This window comes from Bacteroides sp. AM54-2NS, from assembly GCF_003602935.1.
Classification (GTDB): Bacteria; Bacteroidota; Bacteroidia; order Bacteroidales; family Bacteroidaceae; genus Bacteroides; species Bacteroides xylanisolvens.
This window is the reverse complement of sequence record NZ_QTMZ01000014.1, coordinates 25720-51749: the sequence shown is the minus strand read 5'-3', so window position 1 is coordinate 51749 and position 26030 is coordinate 25720. Positions and strand designations below refer to the sequence as shown.

13 protein-coding genes and 3 pseudogenes are annotated in these 26030 nt (G+C 41.6%); 9 read left to right on the top strand and 7 right to left on the bottom strand.

Going from position 1 to position 26030, the window contains the following annotated elements:
* Positions 1 to 74 precede the first annotated feature (74 nt).
* Positions 75 to 671, bottom strand: coding sequence for an RNA polymerase sigma-70 factor (locus DXA05_RS10730; RefSeq protein ID WP_004310927.1), 597 nt, complete (start codon positions 669 to 671; stop codon positions 75 to 77).
* Positions 672 to 1076: 405 nt separating this feature from the next.
* Between DXA05_RS10730 and DXA05_RS10725 the strand changes: the two genes are divergently transcribed.
* The 9 genes and pseudogenes from DXA05_RS10725 (at position 1077) to DXA05_RS10685 (ending at position 18410) form a co-directional block, all read left to right on the top strand.
* Positions 1077 to 2801 carry a hypothetical protein gene (locus tag DXA05_RS10725; protein ID WP_008776096.1) on the top strand — a complete coding sequence of 575 codons (1725 nt, stop codon included), beginning with the start codon at positions 1077 to 1079 and terminating at the stop codon, positions 2799 to 2801.
* A 57-nt stretch (positions 2802 to 2858) separates the two neighbouring features.
* Positions 2859 to 6359, top strand: a complete 3501-nt coding sequence (locus DXA05_RS10720) for a TonB-dependent receptor (protein WP_118195144.1) — start codon at positions 2859 to 2861, stop codon at positions 6357 to 6359.
* A gap of 23 nt (positions 6360 to 6382) precedes the next feature.
* Positions 6383 to 8211, top strand: a pseudogene (locus DXA05_RS10715) (RagB/SusD family nutrient uptake outer membrane protein).
* 26 nt (positions 8212 to 8237) lie between these two features.
* Positions 8238 to 9323, top strand: a complete 1086-nt coding sequence (locus tag DXA05_RS10710; RefSeq protein WP_128859159.1) for a family 43 glycosylhydrolase — start codon at positions 8238 to 8240, stop codon at positions 9321 to 9323.
* 3 nt (positions 9324 to 9326) lie between these two features.
* Positions 9327 to 10403 (top strand): metallophosphoesterase, encoded by a 1077-nt coding sequence (locus DXA05_RS10705; protein WP_008641764.1) that lies wholly within the window; start codon positions 9327 to 9329, stop codon positions 10401 to 10403.
* Positions 10404 to 10442: 39 nt separating this feature from the next.
* Positions 10443 to 12250: pseudogene (locus tag DXA05_RS10700) on the top strand (sugar-binding domain-containing protein).
* 282 nt (positions 12251 to 12532) lie between these two features.
* Positions 12533 to 13735, top strand: a complete 1203-nt coding sequence (locus DXA05_RS10695) for a glycoside hydrolase family 88 protein (RefSeq protein WP_004308000.1) — start codon at positions 12533 to 12535, stop codon at positions 13733 to 13735.
* A 151-nt stretch (positions 13736 to 13886) separates the two neighbouring features.
* On the top strand, positions 13887 to 15437 hold the full coding sequence (locus tag DXA05_RS10690; RefSeq protein WP_004298319.1) for a sulfatase: 1551 nt from the start codon (positions 13887 to 13889) through the stop codon (positions 15435 to 15437).
* Between the two features lie 113 nt (positions 15438 to 15550).
* Positions 15551 to 18410 (top strand): annotated as a pseudogene (locus DXA05_RS10685) (chondroitinase family polysaccharide lyase).
* 139 nt (positions 18411 to 18549) lie between these two features.
* Here DXA05_RS10685 and cysS read toward each other — a convergent pair.
* From cysS to DXA05_RS27420, 6 genes are all read right to left on the bottom strand, one after another.
* Positions 18550 to 20031, bottom strand: a complete 1482-nt coding sequence (gene cysS, locus DXA05_RS10680) for a cysteine--tRNA ligase (protein ID WP_008023995.1) — start codon at positions 20029 to 20031, stop codon at positions 18550 to 18552.
* Positions 20032 to 20261: 230 nt separating this feature from the next.
* The gene (locus DXA05_RS10675; RefSeq protein WP_004315541.1) at positions 20262 to 21074 is read right to left on the bottom strand and encodes a Cof-type HAD-IIB family hydrolase; all 813 of its coding nucleotides are present in this window, start codon (positions 21072 to 21074) and stop codon (positions 20262 to 20264) included.
* A gap of 332 nt (positions 21075 to 21406) precedes the next feature.
* A complete protein-coding gene (locus tag DXA05_RS10670; protein WP_008023999.1) occupies positions 21407 to 23404 on the bottom strand; it encodes a PL29 family lyase N-terminal domain-containing protein in 1998 nt (665 codons plus the stop codon).
* Positions 23405 to 23425: 21 nt separating this feature from the next.
* A complete protein-coding gene (locus DXA05_RS27425; RefSeq protein ID WP_284515516.1) occupies positions 23426 to 23593 on the bottom strand; it encodes a DUF4955 domain-containing protein in 168 nt (55 codons plus the stop codon).
* Entirely contained in the window at positions 23554 to 25332 is a 1779-nt protein-coding gene (locus tag DXA05_RS10665) for a DUF4955 domain-containing protein (RefSeq protein ID WP_284515515.1), read from the bottom strand. The genes DXA05_RS27425 and DXA05_RS10665 overlap by 40 nt, the downstream gene beginning before the upstream one ends.
* A gap of 56 nt (positions 25333 to 25388) precedes the next feature.
* The gene (locus DXA05_RS27420) at positions 25389 to 26030 is read right to left on the bottom strand and encodes a PL29 family lyase N-terminal domain-containing protein (RefSeq protein WP_284515514.1); all 642 of its coding nucleotides are present in this window, start codon (positions 26028 to 26030) and stop codon (positions 25389 to 25391) included.

Genomic DNA, 26030 nt, shown 5'->3' with positions numbered 1-26030 from the left:
AATCATATACCTGCGCTATCATCAGGACAGTTTGTCAATAGAAGAAGTATAGTGAATTACTTTGCTTTTTAATATTAATTAAATATATTCGTAATAAACATTACAATCAGGGCAAGATAAGATCTTGCTGCTTCCTTCAGTTTATCCAGTGCACTTCGCATGTGATATTTCACTGTATGAATAGTGATTCCCATGATTTCGGCAATTTCTTCTTGTCTTTTGTTCTCAAAACGACTCAATAAAAATACCTTCCGGGTTTCTGGAGATAAGCCGTCAATCGTCTTCTGGATAATAGAATGTAGCTCTTTACCCTCTAAATGCTCAACCGGATTTTCGCCCAAGGACCATAAATCGCTGTAAATGACCAGGTCTTCTGACGAGCAGGCCGTTTCCCTTCTCACATATTCAAGCTGAAGATAATTGATACACTTATTGGCTACACTTCTGAAAAGGTAGTTCTTCAATGAGGTGTTAATTGTTATTTTAGAGCGGTTTTCCCATAGACTATACACCAAATCTTCTACTATAGATTCTGATAGATAAGAGTCTGTCAAATACCCTCTCGCTATCCGGCAAAGATCTGTATAGTAAGTTTTATAGATGTATCGGAATGCCTCCTCTTTACCCGATTTCAGGGCCTCGATAATCTCTGTTTCCAGGTTTTTTTCCATTATGTCTTTCAGAAATCGTATATTTGATTTATTAGTTAATATATTAAGGTGAATACTCACAGGTTCTGTTTCTCCGATGGATAATTCGGGGGCAAGGTATTGAAAAAATGTAAGATGACCAAACTCACTAATAAAAAGATGAGTTGAAGGGCTGAACGAATAAAAAAATCATTTCTCACTATACTTTTTATTAATCTGGCTGTCATATTAATGAATAGGCCAATAAAGCATATTTTAACCTGAATCTCTATGAATGGTAAAAAGAAGGATTGTAAAAGAGCATAGCGCGACACTCTTTTTTAAGTTATAAGGTATACAAACAGCTGTTTTAGTTTAGTCATGCAGGATAAAGATTGTTTTCAGGAATAACAGAAAATAAGCTATTTCTTATTTAAATAATATTGTATGAAGAAACTACATTTTCTATTAAGCACATTCCTTGTGTTTATATTCACGTCATGCGGAGAAGATGAACTGAAAGGTGTTGTCTTATCCGAAGATCCGGGGTACGTAAAAGAACCATTGGTAGCCATACAGGCAGAAGATGGCACAGGGAACTGGATAAATGGTCTTATTGACCAGAACAGTAGGGTCATAGCCTTAGATTTTCGCATTTTGGACGACCAAAGTGCGGTGAATGTGAAACTCAAACTGGCGGATGAATGGGCAAAGCCCATTGATCCGCTTACTACTGATGCTGTACTGGACTTGAGCAGCGGTATCACCCGTATTAAAGTGAATGATGGAGCAGATGATATCGAATATACCATTTTCAGCACTTCTACTCAGCTACTTCGAGGCGTAACGGCTACTTGTAACACAGAGCAGGTTAGTGCTAACTTTATTAATGGCATCGCTTCGTTACGTTTCAAACAAAACACTGCATTTGCAAACGTTGTGTTGATGCCGACTTTGGCAGATAACGCAGAAATCATCTCTACGGATCCCGTCAGTCAAAAGGATGAAAACGGAAACCTGATTGTTGACCTAAGTAGCACACTTACTATTACTGTAAAAGACAATACGAACAACATGACTAAAAAATATCAGTTGAGTGCTGTAAATGGAATTATTGACGCAGGGGTAAACTGGAAAAATATTACTGCTGATCTAAAAAGCCAACACAGTAGTATTTGTATTCCTGATTTCATGATTGTCTATGAAAATAAAAACTTGCATGGAAGGAGCGGTAATACGGGATGGTTGATAACTATTCCTGCCGGTAGAATAAATATGAAGGTTAGCTGGGATATGAATAAAGACAATGTAACATGGGCTGAACCCACTGCTCAACATCGTACAACAGCTATCATGAATGATAATATGGATTATTCATTGTTTGTTCCGGGATTGTCCGGGCAATTCTGGGTACCGATATTTTATAGCCTCGGGTGGAATGATAGTGGGCTGCTATCCGCACCGCGTCTCGGATATAACCTATCTACTTCTTTGAAGTATTGTCCGGGAACTCTGGGAATTACAGCTGATGGAAAAGCGGAGATTTCGTATGCAGAAGTGATAGATAATAACTTGTATAAGTTTACCAGCGGCGGAGCCGGCAAACAAGCTGCCAATGGAGTACAGTGGTCCCCAACCAGTGCTGTCAGTGGATATTCCTATCCGTTGCAAAAAGGGCAGATCATGATTGCCGGAGAAAATGCAGAACTTTACAAGACATTTGCTACTAATGAAGGAAGAAATACTTCGACCCGTAACAGAGGAATGGATGGAGCATTGTCAGGAAGTAATTCATGGGCTGCTAATCCGGTAAGCATTTGGACTTTTGATGGCAAGCCTGTAGGACGCCGGGCTGTCGGTATCACGGAAGAAGGAGACTTGGTCATTTTTGTAAGTAATCGTTTTACGAATTCTTATAACTCGGTAAAAGCAGCTTGGAATGTCTTTAGTGATGGCTCTTCTTTACGGGAAGTTGCTGTGGCATTGCAGGAAGTGGGTTGTACGGATGCCATTGTGTTTGGTGAGAACTATCATAGTCCTGTTGTTATTCGGGATGATAGTAGAGGGGTGCCTTTAGGAAAGGTAGCCGGTAGATACGACTGGGAAACGAACGGCAATGTTAAAAATGCGGATAATGAGGCTAGTTCGCAATCCTGGATAATGTTTAAATAAGAATATTGTAAAACAATGAGTTAGTAACAAAAGATATACACATAAAAACTTAAATCAATGAGTAAAATCATCAAATGCATGTTCTTCGTGCTATTAGCTGCAGTTCTTCCACTGTCGGTTCATGCACAACAGGTGACCTTACATTTGCAAGACGTAACGGTGCGCAAAGCGTTCCGGGAGTTGGAGGTCAAAGGAAATGTATCCTTAGTATATGAGAAAAATGATGTGGACCTGACCCGTAAGGTAACTGTAAAGGTAGATAATCAACCGATAAGCAAGGCACTGGATCAGATTCTGAAAGGGCAGGAGTTGATTTATAAAATAAAAGATAATCATATTATTATCACCCGGCCTGTCGTTCAGAAATCGGATAAGAAACGGCGTATCAATGGTGTCATCAGCGATGTCAATGATGAATTGTTAATTGGAGTATCGGTATCAATTCCCGGTACTAATATTGGCACGGTGAGTAATATGGAAGGGAAATTTGAATTGGAAATACCGGAGGACGCTAAGAAATTGCAAGTGTCTTATATCGGTTTTGACACGCAGGAAATTTCATTGTCGCCCGGCAAGACGACATTCAACATTGTAATGGGAGAGAATGTGAAAATGCTTTCAGAAGTAGTAGTGGTTGGTTATGGCACGCAAAAGAAGGTGAACCTGACCGGTTCGGTTGCTACGGTAAATTTGGAAAAGGAATCACTTTCCCGTCCTTTGGTCAGTGCTTCGCAGGCGTTGAGCGGTATGACAGCCGGTTTGCAGGTGATGCAAAGCTCCGGGACTCCATATAATGAAGGCTTTTCTTTCAATATTCGGGGAGTAGGTACCCTGAACAGTTCTTCACCACTCGTGTTGGTGGATGGGATGGAACAAAGTCTGAATAATGTAGATCCCAACGATATTGCTTCTATTTCCATCCTGAAAGATGCGGCCTCGTGTGCTATTTATGGTAACCGGGGGGCAAATGGGGTTATTCTGGTTACTACCAAAACCGGACAAACAGGAAAGGTCAGCGTATCTTACAATGCTACTTTTTCACTGAATCAACCTACCAAACTGATAAAAACGGTATCTAACTACGCCAAGTATATGGAATTGATGAACGAAGCTGCTACTAATATAGGAGAATCTGCTCCTTTCAGCGACATTACCATCAATCAATGGCGTGAGGCGGAAAAAGATCCGAATGGCATTTCGGCTTCCGGCTATCCTAATTATGTAGCTTATCCTAATACAGATTGGTACGATGAGATATATAGTAACGACTGGATGATGAAACATTCGCTTTCCGTCACTGGACAGGAGGGACGTACCGGATATAATCTTTCTATATCTTATACTGACAATCCGGGATTAATCAAGGATACCGGATACCAACGCTATTTTTTGCGTGCCAATGTTTATTCGGATATTACTAAGTGGTTACGTATTGGTACTCGCGTATGGGGGTATCACACTGACCAGAAGAAAAGCGATACCGGTTCACTCACCAATATTAATACTCAAAAGATGATACCGGGCGTATATCCATATTATGACGGAAAATATGGTGCGCCGGAAGCGAACGAGGAAGATCCGCAATCTCACAATCCTCTGTGGGACATGGCGCAATCGGAAGGGCATATCAAGAACACGCAGTTCTTCACTACTTTCTATGCCAACGTGAAGTTTCTGAAACACTTCTCATACGATGTTAATCTGAACTATAAGGATTATCGTTATGAATCGATGTCCGTAAATACGGATTATGGGAAATATAGTTTTAGTACAGATCAGTGGATAGCTGCCCCCAAAGATCCTGCCGATTTGTATACCCGTATGGCGTATGTCCGTGAGAACCACTGGAAATTAACGCACTTGCTCAATTATAACCAGACTTTTTATAAGCATGATATTGGTATGTTATTGGGCTTTGAAGAAGAACGTTTTGTCAAACGGACTACCGACACTGCCAAACTTGGATTAATAGATTCGTCTGTGGGTGATTCAAGTTCTGCTACTACTCCTTCTTCCATAGGTGGTACAGGTGAGGAATTTACATCCCGTTCTTACTTCGGTCGTATTAACTATGCTTTCGACAGCCGTTATTTATTCGAGGTTAATATGCGTTATGACGGTTCCTCCCGTTTTGCTCCGGATAATCGCTGGGGGCTTTTTCCATCTTTCTCTGCCGGGTGGAGAATCTGTGAAGAGAGATTTATGAAAGGACTTCCTATCGACAATCTGAAATTACGTGCTTCGTGGGGTAAGTTAGGGAACAATGCGATTGGTAACTATGAATGGCAGGCTGTGTACAACTCGGCAAAGTACGCGTTTGGAGGTAGCCTTAATAATGGTTTGGCAATTACTTCTATTTCCAACAACCTGTTGGAGTGGGAAAGTACTGCCATTACGAATATTGGTATCGACTTTGCAACTTTAAGAAACCGTCTGACGTTTGAGGCTGAATTTTATAATAAAGTAACGGATGGAATCTTATATCGCCCTGATATGTATATGTCTCTCGGGACAGCCAGTGGCCCTCGTCAGAACATTGCGGAAGTGACTAACCGCGGTATTGAAATGACCCTGAATTGGCAAGACCGTATCGGTAAAGTAGAATATCGTGTATCCGGTAACTTTGCCTATAACCAGAACAAGGTCAGTAAATACAAAGGAGAGTTGCAGCGTGGCTGGGTGACAGATGAAAACGGGAACCGTGTTTATCAAACCAATATCGGCGATGTCTCTACCGGAGGATCTACCCGTGTAATAGAGGGTAAAATGATTAATGAATACTATATGTTGCAACCATATAAAGGCAGTGGAAACGGTTTTAACGCAGATGGAACAGTCAATATCAACGGTGGTCCGAGAGACGGAATGATCCGTACAGTAGACGACATGAAATGGCTGAATGCTATGGTAGGGGCAGGGTATAAGTTCTATCCGCGTCAGAACGTCAGTAAGAGTGGCATTTGGTATGGTGATTACATCTATGCTGACTTAAATGGCGACGGTGTATATGGTAATGACGCTGATAATGAGTTTCAGGGATGCTCCAATGTGCCCAAGTATAACTTCGGTCTGCAGGCAAGCGCTAATTGGAAAGGCTTCGATTTCTCCATGAACTGGTCCGGTGCGGCAGGTTTCAAGATTTACTACTATCGTTTGGCATTGAACAGCAGTGCTACCATCAAAGGATATGCTATTGGGGAAGCAATAGCAAACGATCACTATTTCTTTGATCCCAAAAATCCCAATGATCCGCGCACGAACTTGAGTTCAAAGAATCCTCGTTTGACAAATAACTCCGGTAACGACCAAAGTGGTATGACACAGTCATCAGTACATTTGCAAAAAGGGGATTATATTAAACTGAAGAACCTGACTATCGGATATACATTGCCTGCTGTCCTGTCGAAAAAAGTATATGCACAGAATATCCGTTTCTTTGCTTCCGGTGAAAATTTATTTACCATTACCGGGTATGAAGGAATGGATCCGGAAATGCGTACCGCAGTGGGATATTCTACTATGAGACAATATGCATTCGGTGTAAATATCACTTTCTAAACTTACTCTAAAACGATTTTATGATGAAAAACAAAATAAAAATATTTCGGAAATTAGTAAGATGTGCATCTATTGCCTTGCTGTCTTTCTCTATGGCTGGATGCGGTGCGGACTTTTTAGATACTACTCCTACCAATAACATAAGCGGTAGTAGTATCTGGACGAAAGCAACTTTGGCCGAACAGGCTGTTATCGGCGTATATAATGTCTTTCTGGATCAATATTGTCCTAACTCCGGCATTTTGGATTCGCACCGGATTCCATGGGATGCTTATTCTTCTGTGATGGATACAGACAAGAACTGGATTAAGCGAATGCCTAATTGTACAGGAGCAGCTACTCCCTCAAGTGGCCTGTTCAGTGATATTTATAAACGTTTTTATACTTTTATCTATCGTGCTAATGATGTGATAGATAATATTGGTCAGGTTCCTGATATGTCGACCGGAGAGAAGCAACGGCTATCGCCGAATGTAAATTCTTGCGTGCATTTGCTTATATGCGCTTGAATATCTTGTATAAAGGAGTGCCGTTATATATGAATGCAATCACGAGTCCTGAAAACGGTAACAAAGCCCGTTCTTCAGAAGCGGATGTTTGGGCGGCTATACTCCAGGATCTGACAGATTGTGTGAATGAACCCAATCTACCGGGTAAATATAATTCGGGTGACTCTAACTATGGACGGGTAACCAAAGGAGCTGCTTATGCATTACGCGGACAAGTATATATGTGGCAGAAGAATTGGGAGGCGGCGGTTGATGATTTTAATTCTGTGGCTGACTGTGGCTTCGGGTTATATACTAAGGCCGGTGCTACCAGTTATAAGCAGTTGTTGAAAATAGCAAATGAACAATGTGAAGAAATGATATTCTCTGTGCAATGCATCAAGCAATATGGCTACTCCAATACAAGGAACATCACTTACGGCAACCGTTGTACAGCAGGTTCTATGTGGAATAACTATTTGCCTAATCCGCATTTTGTAGAATCTTTTGAGACGGCGACCGGAGAAAAGTTTAATTGGGATAACTACTTGCCGGGCTATAGTGCGATGAAAGAAAAAGAACGTGTGGTGTTTTTTCTACGCGATGGACTGTCTGCGGCGGAAAAGGAACGTATGGCTGCCTATGGGGCAGATATGAACAAATATCTGGATAGTGGCAATGAAGCACGTATCAAAAAAGCTTACGAGAGCCGTGATCCACGTCTGCAAATGGCTGTCATTACCCCTTACGCACAATACAATGGTGCTTCTTCTGGAATAGCTCATACTTATACATTGCGTTGGCCTTATCGTGGCTCCGATAGTGCAGAGCCTTTTGATATCCGTACTGATACAAACGATAAGTTTTACTATCTATGGAGAAAGTTTGTACCTGAAGGTCTGGAACAGACAGAACGTGATACTTATGGATTGGATATTCCATTAATACGCTATGCGGAAGTATTGCTCCTGAAAGCAGAAGCGCTAAATGAATGGGGAAGTACCCATGAAAGCGAAGCAATCAGATGTGTTAATGAAGTAAGACGTCGTGCAGGGCATGTCGAATTGAATAATGCAACTTATCCTGCTACGAAAGTTAACGGGCAGAGTGATTTGCGTGAACGTATCCGGAATGAGTATTACTGGGAAATCGGTGGCGAAGATTCCATGTATTTCCATGAATTGCGTTGGGGAACGTGGAAAGATAAGAAGTTTGATAATAATCGTAACGGTCTGATGCAGATGTGGGGTGAAACGACTTATACCTGGTACTGGTTGGGGGATCAGTGCTGGAGCTGGCCTATTCCTGCTAAAGAAATGGAAATGAACTCGAATTTGGAACAGAATGAAGGTTGGATAAATTAATCTTAGTTTTAACTAATAAAGTATATATGAAAAAATTATCTTTTTTAATTGCAACAGCATTGTGTATCATGGCATGTTCCGGTGGCTCTGACGAACAACCGGATGGGCCGGGTAACGGTAATGGAAATGGGGGTGGGGGGAGTACACCTAACCCTGTTTCATTCTCCAATCCTATAGTCGGCAAACAGTTGCCTGATCCGACAATAATTCATGCGGCAGACGGAAACCTTTATTTGTATGTTACCCAACAGGATAATATCTATATTCCGATTTACAAATCTACTAATATGACACAGTGGACTTATGCTGGGGCAGCCTTTCTGCAAAAACCGAACTGGCAGCCGGACACTCGCTTATGGGCTCCGGACATTAACTATATCAATGGCAAATATGTGCTCTATTATGCTCTCGGGCACTGGGACTTGCCTAAGAATAGTTGTATCGGGGTGGCGGTCAGCGACTCTCCTGTAGGGCCTTTTACGGATCACGGAAAACTTCTTGACTACAATTCTGGTACTATGCAGTGCATCGACCCTTGTTATTTTGAAGATAATGGTAAGAAGTATCTTTTCTGGGGAAGTTATAATAGTACTTCTAAAGGCTATGAAGGAGGTATCCGTTATGTAGAGTTAAGTGCTGACGGTCTATCCATTAAAGGGGCTGTTTCCGAAAAGATAGCGGGTCCTTCAATAGAAGGCATCATGGTTCATAAACGCGGGAATTATTATTATCTATTTGGCTCTACGGGTAGTTGTTGTGAAGAGGAAAGAAGTACGTATCGTGTAGTGGTGGGGCGTTCTAAAAATATCGAAGGTCCTTATGTGGGTAAAAACGGTACTGTGATGAAAGAAAATAGTAGTTATAATGAAGTAATTCTACAGGGTAATAACCTGTTTGCCGGAACCGGACACAATTCCGAAATTATCACGGATGATGAGGGTAATGACTGGTTCTTCTATCATGCCTGGCAGAAAGCGAAAATAGATAATGGTCGTCAATTGATGTGTGACCGCATACAATGGAGCAGTGATGGCTGGCCTTATATTACTAATGGCACACCGGCATCCGTATCTCGTGCACCTGTATTTAAAAACGAAGAAGAAAAAGAGTAATCTATGAAACTATTCAACTATTTATTGGCCGGGATATTGTGTGCTTCTGTCACTTGTCTCCCGGCGCAGCATCGGGCTGATCCCCAGAAATTGGTCAATCCGGAATCCTTTTCTATGATTTTGCTCGGTGATCCACAGGGATATACCAAGTATGATATTAACCAGCCGCTTTTTGATCTTTGTACCGCATGGATTGCGGACAATATAGAGTCGCTTAAAATTAAAGCTGTCCTTTGTACAGGCGATTTGGTGGAGCAGAATGATAATAATGTATTAAACCGTAAGATGCTGAACCAGACCAGTCGTGAAATGTGGGAGGCAGCATCGCAGGCTTTGAAAAGACTGGATAACAAAGTACCTTATATTATTGCCGCAGGCAATCATGATTATGGATACAAAGCCGCAGAAAACGGTCGTACTTATTTTCCTGATTATATTCCTTTTGAACGAAATTCTACCTGGCGGAATATCTGTGTCAGTGAATTTCCTAATCGTGAAGGCAGGGCGTCTTTAGAGAATTCGGCTTTTGAGTTTGATGAGCCGGGATGGGGAAAGATTTTGGTTATAGCAGTAGAGTTTGTGCCTCGTGATGAAGTTCTGCAATGGGCGAAAGATTTGGTAAACAAGCCGAGATACAAGAATTATAAGGTGATTTTTATCACTCATTCTTATCTTGATATAGGTAATAAGCGCGTTACGAAAGATGGGTATAAGATTTCTCCACAAAACTCGGGGCAGGCTATTTGGGAGAAACTTATTTATCCTTCTTCCAATATCCGTCTCGTACTTTGCGGACATGTGGGAAGAGGCACCGGTGAATATGAGAATAATGTGGCTTATCGGGTGGATAAGAACAGTGCCGGGAAAGATGTATCACAAATGACGTTTAATGTACAATATGTAGGAGGCGGTCCGGAAGGGAACGGAGGGGATGGTTGGCTTCGCATTCTGGAATTTATGCCGGATGGTAAAACGATCAAAGTACGTACTTATTCTCCCTTGTTTGGGATTTCAAAATTGACCAGGCATCTGGCACATCGTACGGCACCTTACGATCAGTTTGATATTATATTGGAATAACTTGACCTAGTAAAAATACTCTTAATAGAAATAATGTAGATGAGAAAAGTTGTATGTTCTTTAGTGATACTTATTAATAGTGTTTATCTATTTGCACAGTGGAAACCGGTTGGCGGTCGAATTATGACGGAATGGGCGGCGAAAATAGATGTTGAAAACGTGTTGCCCGAATATCCCCGCCCAATTATGGAACGTGCTGACTGGATAAATCTGAACGGATTGTGGAATTATGCTATTTCTCCGGTAGGTCAAGCTATGCCACAAAGTTATGATGGTCGGATTTTAGTTCCTTTTGCTGTAGAATCAAGCTTGTCCGGAGTGGGGAAAAGTCTTGGGGAGAAGAATGAACTTTGGTATCAGCGTCAATTCTCGGTTCCCTCCAAATGGAAAGGACATAGGATCTTATTGCATTTTGGGGCTGTTGACTGGAAAGCGGATGTTTGGGTAAATAAGGTAAAGGTGGGACAACATACAGGAGGATTTACTCCTTTTTCTTTTGATATCACGCCTGCCTTGCTGAATGGGGAAAATGAATTGATCGTGAAAGTGTGGGACCCGACTGATAAAGGTCCTCAGCCTAGAGGAAAACAGGTTAGTAAGCCGGGAGGTATCTGGTATACTCCTGTCAGTGGTATTTGGCAAACAGTTTGGCTAGAACCCGTGCCAATCCGGTCGATTGTCAATATCAAAACGACTCCTGATATTGACAGGAATAAGTTGACAGTAGAGGTTATGACAGATCATCAGATGCTTTCAGATAAATTGGAGGTGAAGGTATTAGAAGGAAAGCAGTTGGTGGCTGTAGGAAGTTCCGTAAATGGTATTCCGGTTGAGATTGCTATGCCGTCTGATGTAAAGTGGTGGTCTCCGGATTCTCCGTTTTTATATGATATGGAAATTTGTCTGTATTCAGAAAATAAGTTGATCGATAAGGTTAAGAGCTATACTGCCATGCGTAAATATTCAACGAAGCGTGATAAAAATGGAATTGTGCGTCTGCAACTGAATAATAAAGACTTGTTTCAATTTGGTCTTTTAGATCAGGCTGGTGGCCGGATGGCTTGTATACAGCACCTTCGGATGAGGCTTTAGTATATGATATTCAAAAGACAAAAGATTTTGGATATAATATGATTCGCAAACATATAAAAGTAGAGCCTGCCCGTTGGTATACGTATTGTGATCGTTTAGGGGTTATTGTGTGGCAGGACATGCCGAGTGGCGATAAGAATCCCGAGTGGCAGAATCGGAAGTATTTTGAGGGAACAGAATTTAAACGGTCTGCTGAATCAGAGGCTATTTATCGTAAAGAATGGAAAGAAATTATCGACTGCCTTTACTCTTATCCTTGTATTGGCACATGGGTACCTTTCAATGAGGCTTGGGGGCAGTTTAAAACCCCTGAAATAGCAGAATGGACAAAGCAATATGATCCTTCCCGTTTAGTGAATCCTGCCAGTGGAGGTAATCATTATACCTGTGGTGATATGCTCGATTTGCATAATTATCCCGGTCCGGAGATGTATTTATATGACGCACAGCGTGCAACTGTACTCGGAGAGTATGGAGGAATTGGTTTAGTGCTGAAGGAGCATCTTTGGGAGCCGAATCGTAATTGGGGGTATGTTCAGTTTAGTACTTCCAAAGAAGCTACTGATGAGTATCTGAAGTATGCTAATATGCTGAAGGATATGATTGCACGTGGATTCTCGGCTGCTGTTTATACACAGACTACAGATGTTGAGATCGAAGTGAACGGATTGATGACATACGACCGCAAAGTAATAAAACTGGATGAACAGAATTTGAAGAGGGTAAATACGGAAATTTGTGAAAGTTTAAAGTAAGAAGCCGGATTAGCCATTTGGCTGAACAAGGCAACTCATCTGTAGCCATTCGAATTATAGATATAGTTTGCAATATTATATAATTGAGAAAACAGAATTCAGATACTTTCTTTGTATCTGGACTCTGTTTTTTTGAATATATAATTCTATCCATTCCTTCATTTTTCAGTGAAATGTACCAAAATTGTCCTTCATTTGGATTATTTAGGTCGGTCAATTCTATTTAAATGCACTACTTTTGCCATCAGGAAAATTAATCACTTAACAAATAATCCTTGTATTATGAAAACAATTCTTAGCGCATTAGGACTTTCCCTATTGATCTTTACGAGTTGCGGTGGACAAAAAAAGGTTGAAGTAGACTTTATTCAGGACAACATCGACAACGCTGTGGCACAGAACACAATCCAGACGGACATTATCGAGAAGTCCGGTAAAATCTTGAATCCGAGAACAATCAACGAAGATGGGAGTATCTCTTACATACCGATGGAAGACTGGTGCTCCGGATTCTTTCCCGGTAGTATATGGTTGACTTATAACCTGACGGGTGATAAGAAATGGTTGCCGCTGGCTGAGAAATACACAGAAGCTCTTGATTCTGTGAAATATCTGAAATGGCATCATGATGTAGGTTTCATGATTGGTTGCAGTTATCTGAACGGCTATCGCATGGCAGATAAGAAAGAGTACAAAGACGTCATTATAGAAGCTGCCAAATCATTGTCCACTCGTTTTCGTCCGAATGCAGGCGTTATCCAGTCATGGGATGCCGATAAAGGTTGGCAGGGAACACGGGGATGGAAATGTCCGGTGATTATTGATAATATGATGAATCTCGAACTCTTATTTGAAGCAACAGCTCTTTCCGGAGATTCTACTTTCTACAATATTGCAGTGAAACATGCTGATACAACAATGGCTCACCACTTCCGTCCGGACAACAGCTGCTACCATGTGGTAGATTACGATCCGGAGACAGGAGAAGTGCGTAAGAGACAAACTGCACAGGGATATGCGGATGAATCTTCTTGGGCCCGTGGACAAGCTTGGGCACTCTACGGATACACTACTTGCTATCGTTACACGAAAGACAAGAAATATCTCGACCAGGCACAAAAAGTCTATAACTTCATCTTTAATAATAAGAACCTGCCGGAGGACCTCGTACCATACTGGGATTATGATGCTCCGAATATTCCGAACGAACCGCGTGATGCTTCTGCAGCAGCTTGTACAGCCTCTGCCCTTTACGAACTGGATGGCTATCTGCCGGGCAACCACTACAAAGAAACGGCTGATAAGATAATGGAAAGTTTGGGCTCACCTGCTTATCGCGCAGAAGTTGGAACAAATGGAAACTTTATCCTGATGCATTCGGTTGGCAGTATTCCTCACGGTCAGGAAATTGACGTTCCTCTGAACTATGCTGACTATTATTTCTTGGAAGGACTGATGCGTAAAAGAGATTTGGAAAAGAAATAAGAAATAGACAATGAACGGTAAACAGTGAACGGTGAATGCTTAGCGGATTCTGACGGAACATGTTTACCGTTTATCATTCGCTACTTATTATCTATAACTTTCTATTGACCGTTTGTCATTTACCTGTTTTAATTATTTATCATAAACTATCATGAATAAACCTATAAACCTTCTTGTAGGAGGCTTGACGCTGTTTGCCGCACAAGGTTGCAAGGCTCCGAAGCAAGCGTCCCAACAAGCGGAGCATCCTAATATAATCTATGTATTTCCCGATCAATACCGTAACCAGGCGATGGGCTTCTGGAGGCAGGACGGATTCCGGGATAAAGTAAACTTTGAAGGAGACCCCGTGCATACTCCTAATCTGGATGCCTTTGCACGTGAATCTATGGTCTTGTCGTCTGCACAGAGTAACTGTCCGTTGAGCAGCCCTCATCGTGGAATGTTACTGACCGGTATGTATCCGAACAAAAGCGGTGTACCATTGAATTGCAATTCTACACGTCCGATCAGTTCCTTACGCGAGGATGCGGAATGTATCGGCGATGTGTTCAGCAAAGCAGGTTATGACTGTGCTTATTTTGGTAAACTTCACGCTGACTTCCCGACTCCGAACGATCCCGAACATCCGGGACAGTATGTGGAAGAAAAACGTCCGGCATGGGATGCCTATACACCGAAAGAACGCCGGCACGGCTTTAACTACTGGTATTCTTACGGAACATTTGACGAACACAAGAACCCGCATTATTGGGATACGGATGGTAAGAGACACGATCCGAAGGAATGGTCACCTTTACACGAATCAGGCAAAGTCATTTCTTATCTGAAAAATGACGGTAACGTACGTGATACCAAGAAACCTTTCTTCATAATGGTGGGCATGAATCCTCCTCACAGCCCGTATCGCTCCTTGAATGACTGTGAAGAGCAGGATTTTAATCTTTATAAAGATCAGCCTCTGGATAGTCTGTTGATTCGTCCGAATGTCGATTTGAAGATGAAGAAAGCGGAGTCTGCACGTTATTATTTCGCTTCCGTTACCGGAGTAGACCGTGCTTTCGGACAGATTTTGACGACATTGAAAGAATTGGGATTGGATAAGAATACAGTCGTAATCTTTGCTTCCGATCATGGTGAGACGATGTGTAGCCAGCGCACTGATGATCCGAAGAATTCCCCTTATTCTGAATCCATGAATATTCCGTTCCTGGTTCGTTTTCCCGGTAAGATTCAGCCGAGGGTAGATGATTTATTGCTCTCCGCTCCTGATATTATGCCTACGGTGCTTGGCTTGTGCGGACTGGGTGATTCTATTCCGGCGGAAGTGCAGGGACGTAATTTCGCTCCTCTTTTCTTCGATGAAAAGGCTGAAATTGTTCGTCCTACAGGTGCACTGTATATTCAGAATGTAGATGGTGATAAAGATGAAAATGGATTGGTGCAGACTTACTTCCCTTCTTCAAGAGGTATCAAGACGGCTCAATATACATTGGCGTTATATATCGACCGTGATACGAAGCAATTGAAGAAAAGCCTCTTATTCGATGATGTAAAAGATCCATATCAACTGCATAACCTGCCTTTGGAAGAAAATAAGGAGATTGTGGCACAACTTTGCGGTGAAATGGGAGCTATGTTGAAGGAAATTAATGATCCTTGGTATACGGAAAAGATTCTGTCGGATCGGATTCCTTATTAGCGATTAGTAATTTATAAAACGCTGATTAACTCAAATAAGTGCCAATTTTAGGAGTAAATCTCTGCGACAATAATAGGTGTTAATCCGCATCCGCGTTTAAATTGAAAATAGTAATGAAAAACAGTTGTTTTATAGTATTATTCCTTTTGGGAATCATTCCTTCAGCTTTCGCTCAACTCATCGGATTTGAAGAAGAAGTGCCCGAAGCATTTACAGTTTCCGGAAAGGGAGAAGTGAAAATCTCTTCTCTTTTTTACAAAGAGGGTGAAAGTAGTCTGGAATGGGACTTTCAGCCCGGTTCTACGCTGGATGTTCAAATTGCTCCTTTATCGTTGAATACGAGAAACGAGAAGCAGTTCGGCATTACCTTGTGGATTTATAATGAGAAACCGCAGCAGGATTCTATTCGTTTTGAGTTTCTGAATAAGGAGGGAGAAGTCTCTTACTGGTTCTCTTATCGTTTGCAGGCAGCAGGCTGGCGGGCTTGCTGGATCTCTTTTGAGTATATGCAGGGCGACAAGAAAGATAAGAAGATCGTAGCCTATCGGCTGGTTGCCCCGCAACGGAAGGGACGTATCTTTCTTGACCGTCTGATTTTCCGGAAAGAAAATGAATCTTCGTACCACTCCCGACCAACAGTTGCCTACCAATAATGGGCTGTCTAATCGTGACCTGTGGCATTGGTGTCTCGTGTGGAAATGGGAACAACAGTCGTATGATATTCCTCTGCCTTCTAAATTGACAAGCGAACAAAAGAAGGAGCTGAAGACTATCGAACAACGTTTGACTGACTTTCTGGAAGTGAAAAAGGCTCCGCAAGGACCGATTAATGCTGCCTATAAAACATTTGAGAAAGCGGCTATCAGTCCATCCATCGCTGGGACGGGATTTATAGGAACTCCTATTGTTGCTCCTGATGAACAGGACAAGAAGAAAGGAGAAATGTCATGGAACGATATTGAAACGATGCTTTCCGGCTTTGCCTATGATGCTTATTATAACCAGAACGAAACATCAAAGAAAAACTACTTTACCGTATTCGACTATGCTATCGATCAGGGATTTGCATACGGTAGCGGTATGGGTACCAATCATCATTATGGTTATCAGGTACGTAAGATATATACAACTGCCTGGCTGATGCGTGATGCTATCTATAAACATCCTCATCGGGATGCTTATCTCTCCACATTGCGTTTTTGGGCGGCTCTGCAAGAAACTCGTCAGCCATGTTCTCCAACACGTGATGAATTGTTGGATTCCTGGCATACGTTATTGATGGCGAAATTTATTTCCGCTATGATGTTTCCCGATGCAAGAGAACAGGCGCAAGCGTTGAGCGGCTTGTCACGTTGGCTATCTTCTTCTTTGCGTTATACTCCGGGAACGATCGGTGGTATAAAGGTAGACGGTACGACTTTCCATCATGGCGGTTTCTATCCGGGATATACCACTGGAGTACTTGCGACTGTAGGAGAATATATTGCATTTACCAATGGTACAAGTTTTGAACTGACCGAAGATGCGCGCAAACACATGAAATCAGCCTTTATTGCTATGCGCAATTATTGCAATTTCTATGAATGGGGCATCGGAATCAGTGGCCGTCATCCTTTTGGAGGGAAGATGGGAAGCGATGATATCGAAGCATTTGCCAATATCGCTTTATCCGGCGATTTGTCCGGTCAGGGAAATACGTTTGATCGTGGTCTGGCTGCCGACTATTTACGTCTGATACGCAATAGTGATACTCCGAATGCGCGTTTCTTCAAGAAGGAAGGTATTCAACCGGCACAGGCTCCACAGGGATTCTTCGTTTACAACTATGGTTCGGCAGGCATTTTCCGTCGTGCGGACTGGATGGTGACATTGAAAGGGTATACCACTGACGTATGGGGCTCTGAAATTTATACGAAAGATAACCGTTACGGACGTTATCAGAGTTATGGCTCCGTGCAGATTATGGGGAAAGGAAATCCCGTGTCACGTGCCGGAAGCGGTTTTGTGCAGGAGGGATGGGACTGGAACCGTTTGCCGGGTACAACTACCATTCATTTGCCTTTCGATTTGCTTGATAGCCCATTGAAAGGAACGACTATGGCACGCTCCAAAGAGAATTTCTCCGGAAGCAGTTCTTTAGATGGTAAAAATGGAATGTTCGCTATGAAATTGGCAGAACGGGATTATGAGAATTTCACACCAGACTTTGTGGCCCGTAAATCCGTATTCTGTTTTGATAACCGGATGGTTTGCCTGGGAACAGGTATTTCGAACTCCAATGCGGATTATCCTACGGAAACGACTCTTTTCCAGACAAAATATAATGGTAAGGAGCCCAAAGTAGGAGAGGATAACTATTGGCTTCATGATGGTTATGACAATTATTATCATGTAGTGGACGGAACCGTTCGCGCACAGGTGGCAGAACAGGAATCACGGCACGAAAAGACGCGTGAAGTTACTAAGGGAAAATTCTCTTCTGCCTGGATAGAACATGGCAAGGCACCGAAAGAGGGGACTTATGAATATATGGTATTGATACAGCCTTCTGCTTCTGATCTCGACGAGCTGCGTAAAACTCCTGCATACGAGGTGTTGCAACGCGATCAGACTGCTCACGTTGTTTATGATAAAAAGACAGGTATCACGGCGTATGCTGCTTTTGAAGCTTATCAGCCTGCCGCTGATAAAGTGTTCGTGGCTATTCCTGCGGAAACAATGGTGATGTATGCAAAGGAATCTGATAAGGGTATCCGTTTAAGCGTCTGTGATCCGAATCTGAATATAGAAGAGAAGACGTATACAACGAAAGAACCCAGTCGTCCTATTACTAAGGAGATACGGCTTAAAGGACATTGGAGATTGACAAGCCCGATGGAAAATGTCCGGTTGGAACAGCAGGGAGACCAGACCGTACTGACGGTAACCTGTCAGCATGGACAGCCGGTTGAAATGCTCATGGAAAATAAATAATTAGTGAATAAGATAAGAGAAAACAAGAATTTAAAGAGAGGTATTAGTTATCATGTTTCTATGAAAAAAGAGAAGACCGGTTCGTGGTGAGCCGGTCTTCTTTGTATTTGCACGGTGCGTTGAGCACTTTCTTTTCTTATTACTTATTCAGCCTCCATTCGAAACCGTCTTTAGTATCTTTGATTTCAAATCCGAGTGCTGTCAGTGTGTTGCGGATTTCATCGGAAGTAGCCCAGTCTTTGTTGGCTTTCGCTTTCATACGTTGTTCCAGTAGCATATCTACTACCTTACCGTAGGCTGCTTCACGGCCATCAGAAGAACCTTTTTCTTCTTTCAATCCCATGATGTCGAAGCTGAACAGATGGAATGTTTCTTTCAACTCTTTCAGGTCTTCGGCGGATATGGTGGCATTGCCGGCAATGATATTGTTAATAATGCGGGCACCTTCGAAAAGCTGTGCGATGACAATCGGTGTATTCAAGTCGTCATTCATTGCTTCATAGCACTTAGCGCGCAGTTCTTTCACGTTGATTCCCTCTGAAGTTGCCGGTGCGGGAGTAATCTTATCCAATGCGTCAATGGCTTCCATCAGACGTTGCAGCCCTTTTTCGGATGCTTGCAGTGCTTCATTGCTAAAGTCTACCGTGCTGCGGTAATGAGCTTGCAGGATGAAGAAACGGATTGTCATTGGTGTGTAGGCTTGTGCCAGCAGCTTATGAGTACCGTTGAAGAATTCGTCCAAAGTGATGAAGTTGCCGAGTGATTTACCCATCTTGGTTCCGTTGATGGTAATCATGTTGTTGTGCATCCAGTAGTGAACCATGTCATCACCTTGTGAGGCTACCGATTGTGCGATTTCACATTCGTGGTGAGGGAAAATCAAGTCCATTCCTCCTCCGTGAATATCGAAGTGTTCGCCTAGGTATTTGCGTCCCATAGCGGTACATTCGGCGTGCCATCCGGGGAAACCGTCGCTCCATGGAGACGGCCAGCGCATGATATGTTCAGGTTGTGCCTTTTTCCAAAGGGCGAAGTCGGCGGGATTGCGTTTTTCGCTTTGTCCGTCGAGGTCACGGGTGGTATTCAATACGTCGTCCAAATTACGTCCGGAAAGTTTTCCGTAATGGTGATCTTTGTTGTATTTGGCTACATCGAAATAAACGGAGCCTTCGCTTTCATAGGCGTATCCGGCATCCAAAATCTTCTGTACCAGTTGGATTTGTTCAATGATATGTCCTGAAGCATGTGGTTCGATGCTCGGAGAAAGTACATTCAGTGCTTCCATTGCTTTATGATAGCGGTTCAGGAAATATTGAACAACCTCCATTGGTTCCAACTCTTCCAGACGTGCTTTCTTGGCAATCTTGTCTTCTCCGTCATCGGCATCATGTTCCAGATGACCTACATCGGTAATATTTCGTACGTAGCGTACTTTATATCCTAGGTGGGTGAGATAGCGGAATAACACATCGAAGGTTATAGACGGGCGGGCGTGTCCTAAATGGGCATCTCCGTAAACAGTCGGTCCGCACACATACATGCCTACATGAGGTGCATGAAGCGGTACGAACAACTCTTTCTTTCTATCTAAGGTGTTGTAAATGGTAAGTTGATGTTCCATAACATTTTATATTTGTTTTATTGGAACTGCAAAGTTAGTATAAAATCTGAATATGCGCTCTATCTTTGATGAGTTGATTTTAGCTCTTGAGCTGTTTTACTGGTAATATTATTAGTTTCCCGGTATGAAACTAAAAGTTTCACACCGGGGAACCAATGGTTTCATTACGGGAAACCAAAGGTTTCTCACCGAGAAACTAAAATTTTGTCGGCATGAAAGTAAATGTTTGGTTATTGTTGACTGCAAAACTTATCAATAGCTTCTGCTACACCGTCTTCTTCGTTGCTTAGAGTGATGTAATTTGCTGCTTTTTTTACAGGTTCTTGTGCATTTCCCATAGCAATTCCCAGTCCTGCAAACTTAATCATGGATAAGTCATTATAGCCATCTCCCATTGCTATGACTTCTTCTCGTGCTACTCCTATTTCTTTCAATAAGACAGCAAGAGAAAGAGCTTTGTCAATTCCTTGCGGAACTAATTCGAGGAAATAGGGTTCTGAACGGAAAACGTTAATATGTCCTTGTAGCCGGAGACTAAGTTCTGCTTCAAGCGGAATGAGTTTATCTGCGTCTCCCACGATGAGGCATTTGGCTACAGGAAGCGTGATCTCTGTGAGGAAGTCGTTTGTTTCCCGTACTGCCATTTTATTGAGAAAGGCCTCTTTCTGTACGTATGGGTCTTGAGAGTTTTCTGTTATTATATCTGCTCCGTCATAGGTTAATATACTTAGTTGGTGGGTACGGGCACATTCATAGAGCATCGGAACAACTTCATTAGGTAACACATTTTCATATACCATCTCTTTTGTTTCCCAATTGATAATTTCACCTCCGTTATAGGAGAGGATGAAACCTCCGAATTCATTCATCCGTAATTCGTTGGCTAATGGTACAATACCATAAGTAGGTCGTCCGGAAGCTAATACGAGTCGTATTCCTTGCTCTTGTATACGTATTAGAGTTTCCCTGTTGCGGGGAGTGATTTCTTTTTTAGAATTGGTGAGTGTGCCGTCAAGGTCGAGCACGATAAGTTTGTATTTCATGTAGCGTTGTTTTGGGTGCAAAGATAGATTAAAAAAGTTTTTCCGCAAGGTGGTGGGGGAAAAGATGTGGCTTTAGCTAAGCCAGCCATCGTTTGTTCAACTTGGCAGATGTTTTTGTAAAGTATTGAATATTAATAAAGGAGCTTCAGATCTGAGTCGTCGTGCTGTCATGCATCAGATGCAGGGACTTTCTTTTTGAACCAGACTCGTATTTTTCGGATGTAGTAGCTTCTCCTGTTTCTGATTTCTTGATTGATGATATGACATTTAGATAAATAAAAGCCGCATAACTTTCGTTATGCGGCTTTTATTATTAAACTGGTAAAAGAGTTTTATTCAATTGTTGCTCCATAACCAGCTACATCGCTAGCTAATGTAAATATACCATTTACATAATCATATTGAGTAATAGGAGCTGTTGCGTGCTTGGTTATGTTATTACCGCTTGTTGGTTCTTTAACTAAAGAACTTGTATGATAATAATTCCAATTTTTGGTTAAGCCATATACGATATTGTCGGTTACATCTATTTGAGGTGTGCAACTTTCTAAGAAAGAATAATAGTAGGAACCGAATTCTGCTTCCGGACTTACGTCAAAGATATTCTTGCTTATAGTCAATGATGTTCCTTTTTGATATCTGAAGAATATATTGCTACCTATCATGTTGACAAAAGTATTATTTATAATTTCGGCAGAAAGTACACCATCTGATAAAGGTATATTACCAGTAGCCCAGTTTAATATTTGCACGCCTTCTTGAGGTGTCTGGCTATACACTATATTGTTCTTGAAGTTGAAAGTTTTATAATCTCCTAAATTGAAGCCTTTATATATATTTATCAAGGCAATTTTGATAGCATTAACTTCAATACGAGTGTCTTGAACAGAGATGTTGTCTATACCAAAGTAAGTCTTTTGTGCTGCATCGTAATAAATTGGTTTCAAGACATTCGCAATCAGACAGTTGTCAATGCAGATGTCAGTAAAGTCTCCCTTGCTGATAACGCCTGCATTATTTATAAAATAACCAGCATTGCTACCTCCATTGAGATCACTTAAATCTATTTTTATATTCTTAAAAAGTAGCTTTCCTTTGCATGATTTCCAGCAATTAATAGGACGAAGTGTTACTTGCTCGTCATCATATCGACCGATGATAATAACATCATTGCTGATTGATTTTACTCCGGTTGTGGTAAAATTGTGTGCTGTACCTGTGAGGAACAGTATAACAGGTTTACTCATTGTAGCACTAAAGTAAGTGTCAAGTGCCACATCGGCATCTGTTGCATCCAATATTTGTATGTCAGCATCTGAATAAATTTGGTTGTTGATGGTGATGCCGCCGATAGTAATGTCTTTACCATGATCAAAATCGGCTTTATAATCCGTACGATTCTTAATACTAACCTGAATCTTTGCAATCATAGCATACTTTCCACTTGTTGCCAATATCGCAATATCAGTACTGTTATCAGCTGTTGCACGAGTCATCATCTTTGCGCTTGATGCAGGGGCAGTAACAATCAATACATTTTCTTTTCCAGCTTCCTTAGAGAATTTAGCACTCCATCCTTCTGGAGCAGTAATCATTGTATTTTTTACTCCTCTCATGGTCATGGTAAATTCTTTCGTTTCACCTGCAGAAAACTCTTGTATTTGTTCTAAATCTTCAGCCGCAAAACTACATTCAAAGTCGCTGATGATAGGGATACGTATGGTTGGAGCATCCTCACCCGCAAGTACTAAGACCAGTTCGTTGTTTTCTACTGTTACACTCTTGAAGTTTTTGTCTTCTGCCGGAGCGGAACCGTCACCAGTTGCGCTGACTTTGTCAGTAGTTCCTTCTTTGTATATATATTCATAGTTTTTTCCTTCATCATAGCTAACCTGCCAGTAGCCTTCACTATCTACATTAAATGTAGGAGTCTTGCCACTCTCTCCATTAGCTTTCACAGGTTGTCCGTTTACAGTCAGACGCTCCGGAGTTTCATTTTTGTTGTAAAGAACAGTCCAGTAGCCTTCTGAATCGATACCGATAATAGGGCATAACAGGTTATTATCGTTTTTCATATATAGATTTACTGTTTTTCCATTGCTCAAAGTGAGTGTGTAGGAATCAGACTTTTCCTCTATATTAGTAATAAATGTTCCTTCATTATAAAGTTCGCGAAGAGCTTCTGTGTTACTATTTATATCACGTACTTGTGTCTCGAGTGCGGTAACGCGCTTTTTCAGTGCGTCTACATCATCTTCCAAATCGTCAATGTTGGTACATGCTACCAGGCATACAGCCAATAACATGAACATACTCCATACTTTTTTCATGATTATATTGTTTTAAAGTTATTATTTTAAAGAGGATAGCCAGGAAGGAACATATCCCAAACGTTTACGTAATTGAGCCTCATAGAGTGAATATGGTTCCACAGCAGTTCCGTTACTTTCGAGTCGCTTCATTTGAGTAGCATCAAAATCTAAAGGACTTCCGTGGAAACCGACAATGATAGGAGGCATAAATTTCCACCAAAAGCCGTTACTATCCCACCAGTAAATTTACCTTCTGTATCGATGTCCTGATCTGTTTGTACATTTGTTGCATAGAAATTCCATATTGTCAGATTCTCCATGTGATTTGGCATTTGAGCAGAGTCTCCTCCTTGTCTCCAATGCATGAAACCGCCAGTACAGCAGTCAATTAATGTTGCACGTGGCTGTGTGGCATGTGATTCAAAGCAAGAATCATCTCCCCATTTCACATTCCATATTACAGCACCCATGCTTTGCTTTGAAACACCGCAAGCGTGATATTGACCAACGTTTGTTTTATATTCCATCAATGTGCTTTCACCTTCTCCTTTTCTAAGTGTGTAGCCATTGCTGCTTTCAGTTACTTTTCCAATAAAGATACGGGAAGAAGCTTGCGAGCGGATAGAAGCATGTCCACGATTACCACCAATAGTGATGTCATAAGCAGAACAATTGGCAGAACTTGTGATTGACATGGCTTCACTAACACTTTCAAAATTAACCCGGCGCATCCATGAATTGGTCAGACGTACAAAATCGATAAGCTTAAAACCACCGTCATCTATGTCAGAGCCGTGATGAATAAACTTCTCTTTGGCATGTCCTTTAAATGTAAGGTCTTCTACGCCAACATTGGCATAATTGGCGAATTTATGTACATTCCATCCCCAATCTTTATTAATAGCATGCATGATGGGTTCTTTAAAGGTAATACTGTTACCACTAATCTTTTCAATCTGATGGTATTCGAATATTTGAATACCATTTGTTTTGATATTGGGAGTAATGCCTTGTTGTACCTTAATATCTTGCCATTGATAAGGCGATAGTTCGGAATTAATAACATCATTATCCGTGTTTCCCAACTTGGGGGTTCCCAGTACGAGACATACCCAACTGCCCGCACTTACTCCTGTTAAACTGGCCGTTATGGTTTTGCTGCCTATGGGAGCGTCTTCAGTGATAGCACCAATTGATTCTCCTAATCCTGTATTATGTTTGAACTCCATCATAACAGGAGCATTCCACATTTCCTCAGTAGGTTTGGGAGAATTATTTGCAGCAGTCATTTCGAGTGTTGTTTTGTTTCTTCCGGCTCCTTTTAAAACAATATCACTCATCGATATACGAATCCTGCGATCCTTAGAATCCTCATCTTGTAGAATATAATTCCCTTCTGGGAAGTAGATAATAGCTTTAGCGTTTTCCTTAATATATCGATCTGTCATATTATTGAGATCTTCTTGCTTTGTTTCTCTTGCTATTTTTTCCAGTACCTTCATGAAAGCTGCTCTGTCAGATTTGCCGTCGTTGGGGATAGCCCCATATTGGGGATCTGTAACATCGTATACTTTATATCCTTGTGCTATTAATGTTTCTATTTCAGGAGGAGCTATTTCACCATGTTTATATCCGGCGTATGAAAAGTCCAATAATACATTTTGTTGATCTGCGTTTACAAATTGTTGCCAGGCTTTTGCTCCGGTTTCATTGGAAAGTTGTTTCACTTCAATAGAAACAATACGGATATAATTCTTTGATGAAGTAAGTACAATCTTAATTGTTTCTTCTACGTCTTTTACAACAGTTGCTTGTGGTGTGATAGTTAATAAGTTCTCGGATAAAAGAACATCCCATCCTTTAGGAGCTTGTATTGCAGCTTGTTGCACGTCATTCTGTTCTACTTTATACTCTTTATGGCTTTCATTGGGGGCAAAAACTTGCACAGCTTGTTCACTTTCAGCGTCATTGAGACCATAAATGATTAGTCCGAAGCTGTCGTCTACTGGGAAAGTATATGTTTTTTCACCATCAGCAGGGTGAATGAGAAAGTATGGTTTGCTTCATTATATTCTACCTTGCTGAATATGCTGGTTCCTCCCTGACTTCCACCTTCGGCCTTAGTTCCTAAGCTTGTATATGTTTGTCCATTATCGTAGCTCACTTGCCAATATCCACTGGAAGATACGCTGATTAATGGAGTTGCCACCACATTGCCTTCTCCATCACGGGGCCAGGCTGATATTTTCTCTCCATCGGCTCCTGGCAGATATTTGAAATCTGTATCATTACTTGTTTTATATATCCAGTAGCCTTCTTCGTCTACGGAAAATTCAGGGACAGACGCTTGTACTGCTTCACTCTCCATGACTTTAATGCTTGTTCCGTCACTAAGTTCCAGCAAATATCCTAAGCCATCTTTAGTCGGAGTAATTCCGATAATGATTTTGTTTTTTTGCATAAGGGCTTGCAGACTGGCAAATGAAGTATTCAGTCCTTCCGTTGCTTTTTCCAAAGCAGCGACACGGTCTTTCAGAGAATTGATGTCTGCTTCCAGGTCGTCTGTTTTTTGGCATGATTGCATGATTGCCAACATGCTGCAAATACCAAATAGTAATAGGTAGGTAATGCTCCTGTTTTTCAT

Bases quoted from the DNA above. Each gene is read 5' to 3' on its own strand.
- DXA05_RS10730 (WP_004310927.1), bottom strand. From the start codon at position 671: ATGGAAAAAAACCTGGAAACAGAGATTATCGAGGCCCTGAAATCGGGT.
- DXA05_RS10725 (WP_008776096.1), top strand. From the start codon at position 1,077: ATGAAGAAACTACATTTTCTATTAAGCACATTCCTTGTGTTTATATTC.
- DXA05_RS10720 (WP_118195144.1), top strand. From the start codon at position 2,859: ATGAGTAAAATCATCAAATGCATGTTCTTCGTGCTATTAGCTGCAGTT.
- DXA05_RS10710 (WP_128859159.1), top strand. From the start codon at position 8,238: ATGAAAAAATTATCTTTTTTAATTGCAACAGCATTGTGTATCATGGCA.
- DXA05_RS10705 (WP_008641764.1), top strand. From the start codon at position 9,327: ATGAAACTATTCAACTATTTATTGGCCGGGATATTGTGTGCTTCTGTC.
- DXA05_RS10695 (WP_004308000.1), top strand. From the start codon at position 12,533: ATGAAAACAATTCTTAGCGCATTAGGACTTTCCCTATTGATCTTTACG.
- DXA05_RS10690 (WP_004298319.1), top strand. From the start codon at position 13,887: ATGAATAAACCTATAAACCTTCTTGTAGGAGGCTTGACGCTGTTTGCC.
- cysS (WP_008023995.1), bottom strand. From the start codon at position 20,031: ATGGAACATCAACTTACCATTTACAACACCTTAGATAGAAAGAAAGAG.
- DXA05_RS10675 (WP_004315541.1), bottom strand. From the start codon at position 21,074: ATGAAATACAAACTTATCGTGCTCGACCTTGACGGCACACTCACCAAT.
- DXA05_RS10670 (WP_008023999.1), bottom strand. From the start codon at position 23,404: ATGAAAAAAGTATGGAGTATGTTCATGTTATTGGCTGTATGCCTGGTA.
- DXA05_RS27425 (WP_284515516.1), bottom strand. From the start codon at position 23,593: ATGCCTCCTATCATTGTCGGTTTCCACGGAAGTCCTTTAGATTTTGAT.
- DXA05_RS27420 (WP_284515514.1), bottom strand. From the start codon at position 26,030: ATGAAAAACAGGAGCATTACCTACCTATTACTATTTGGTATTTGCAGC.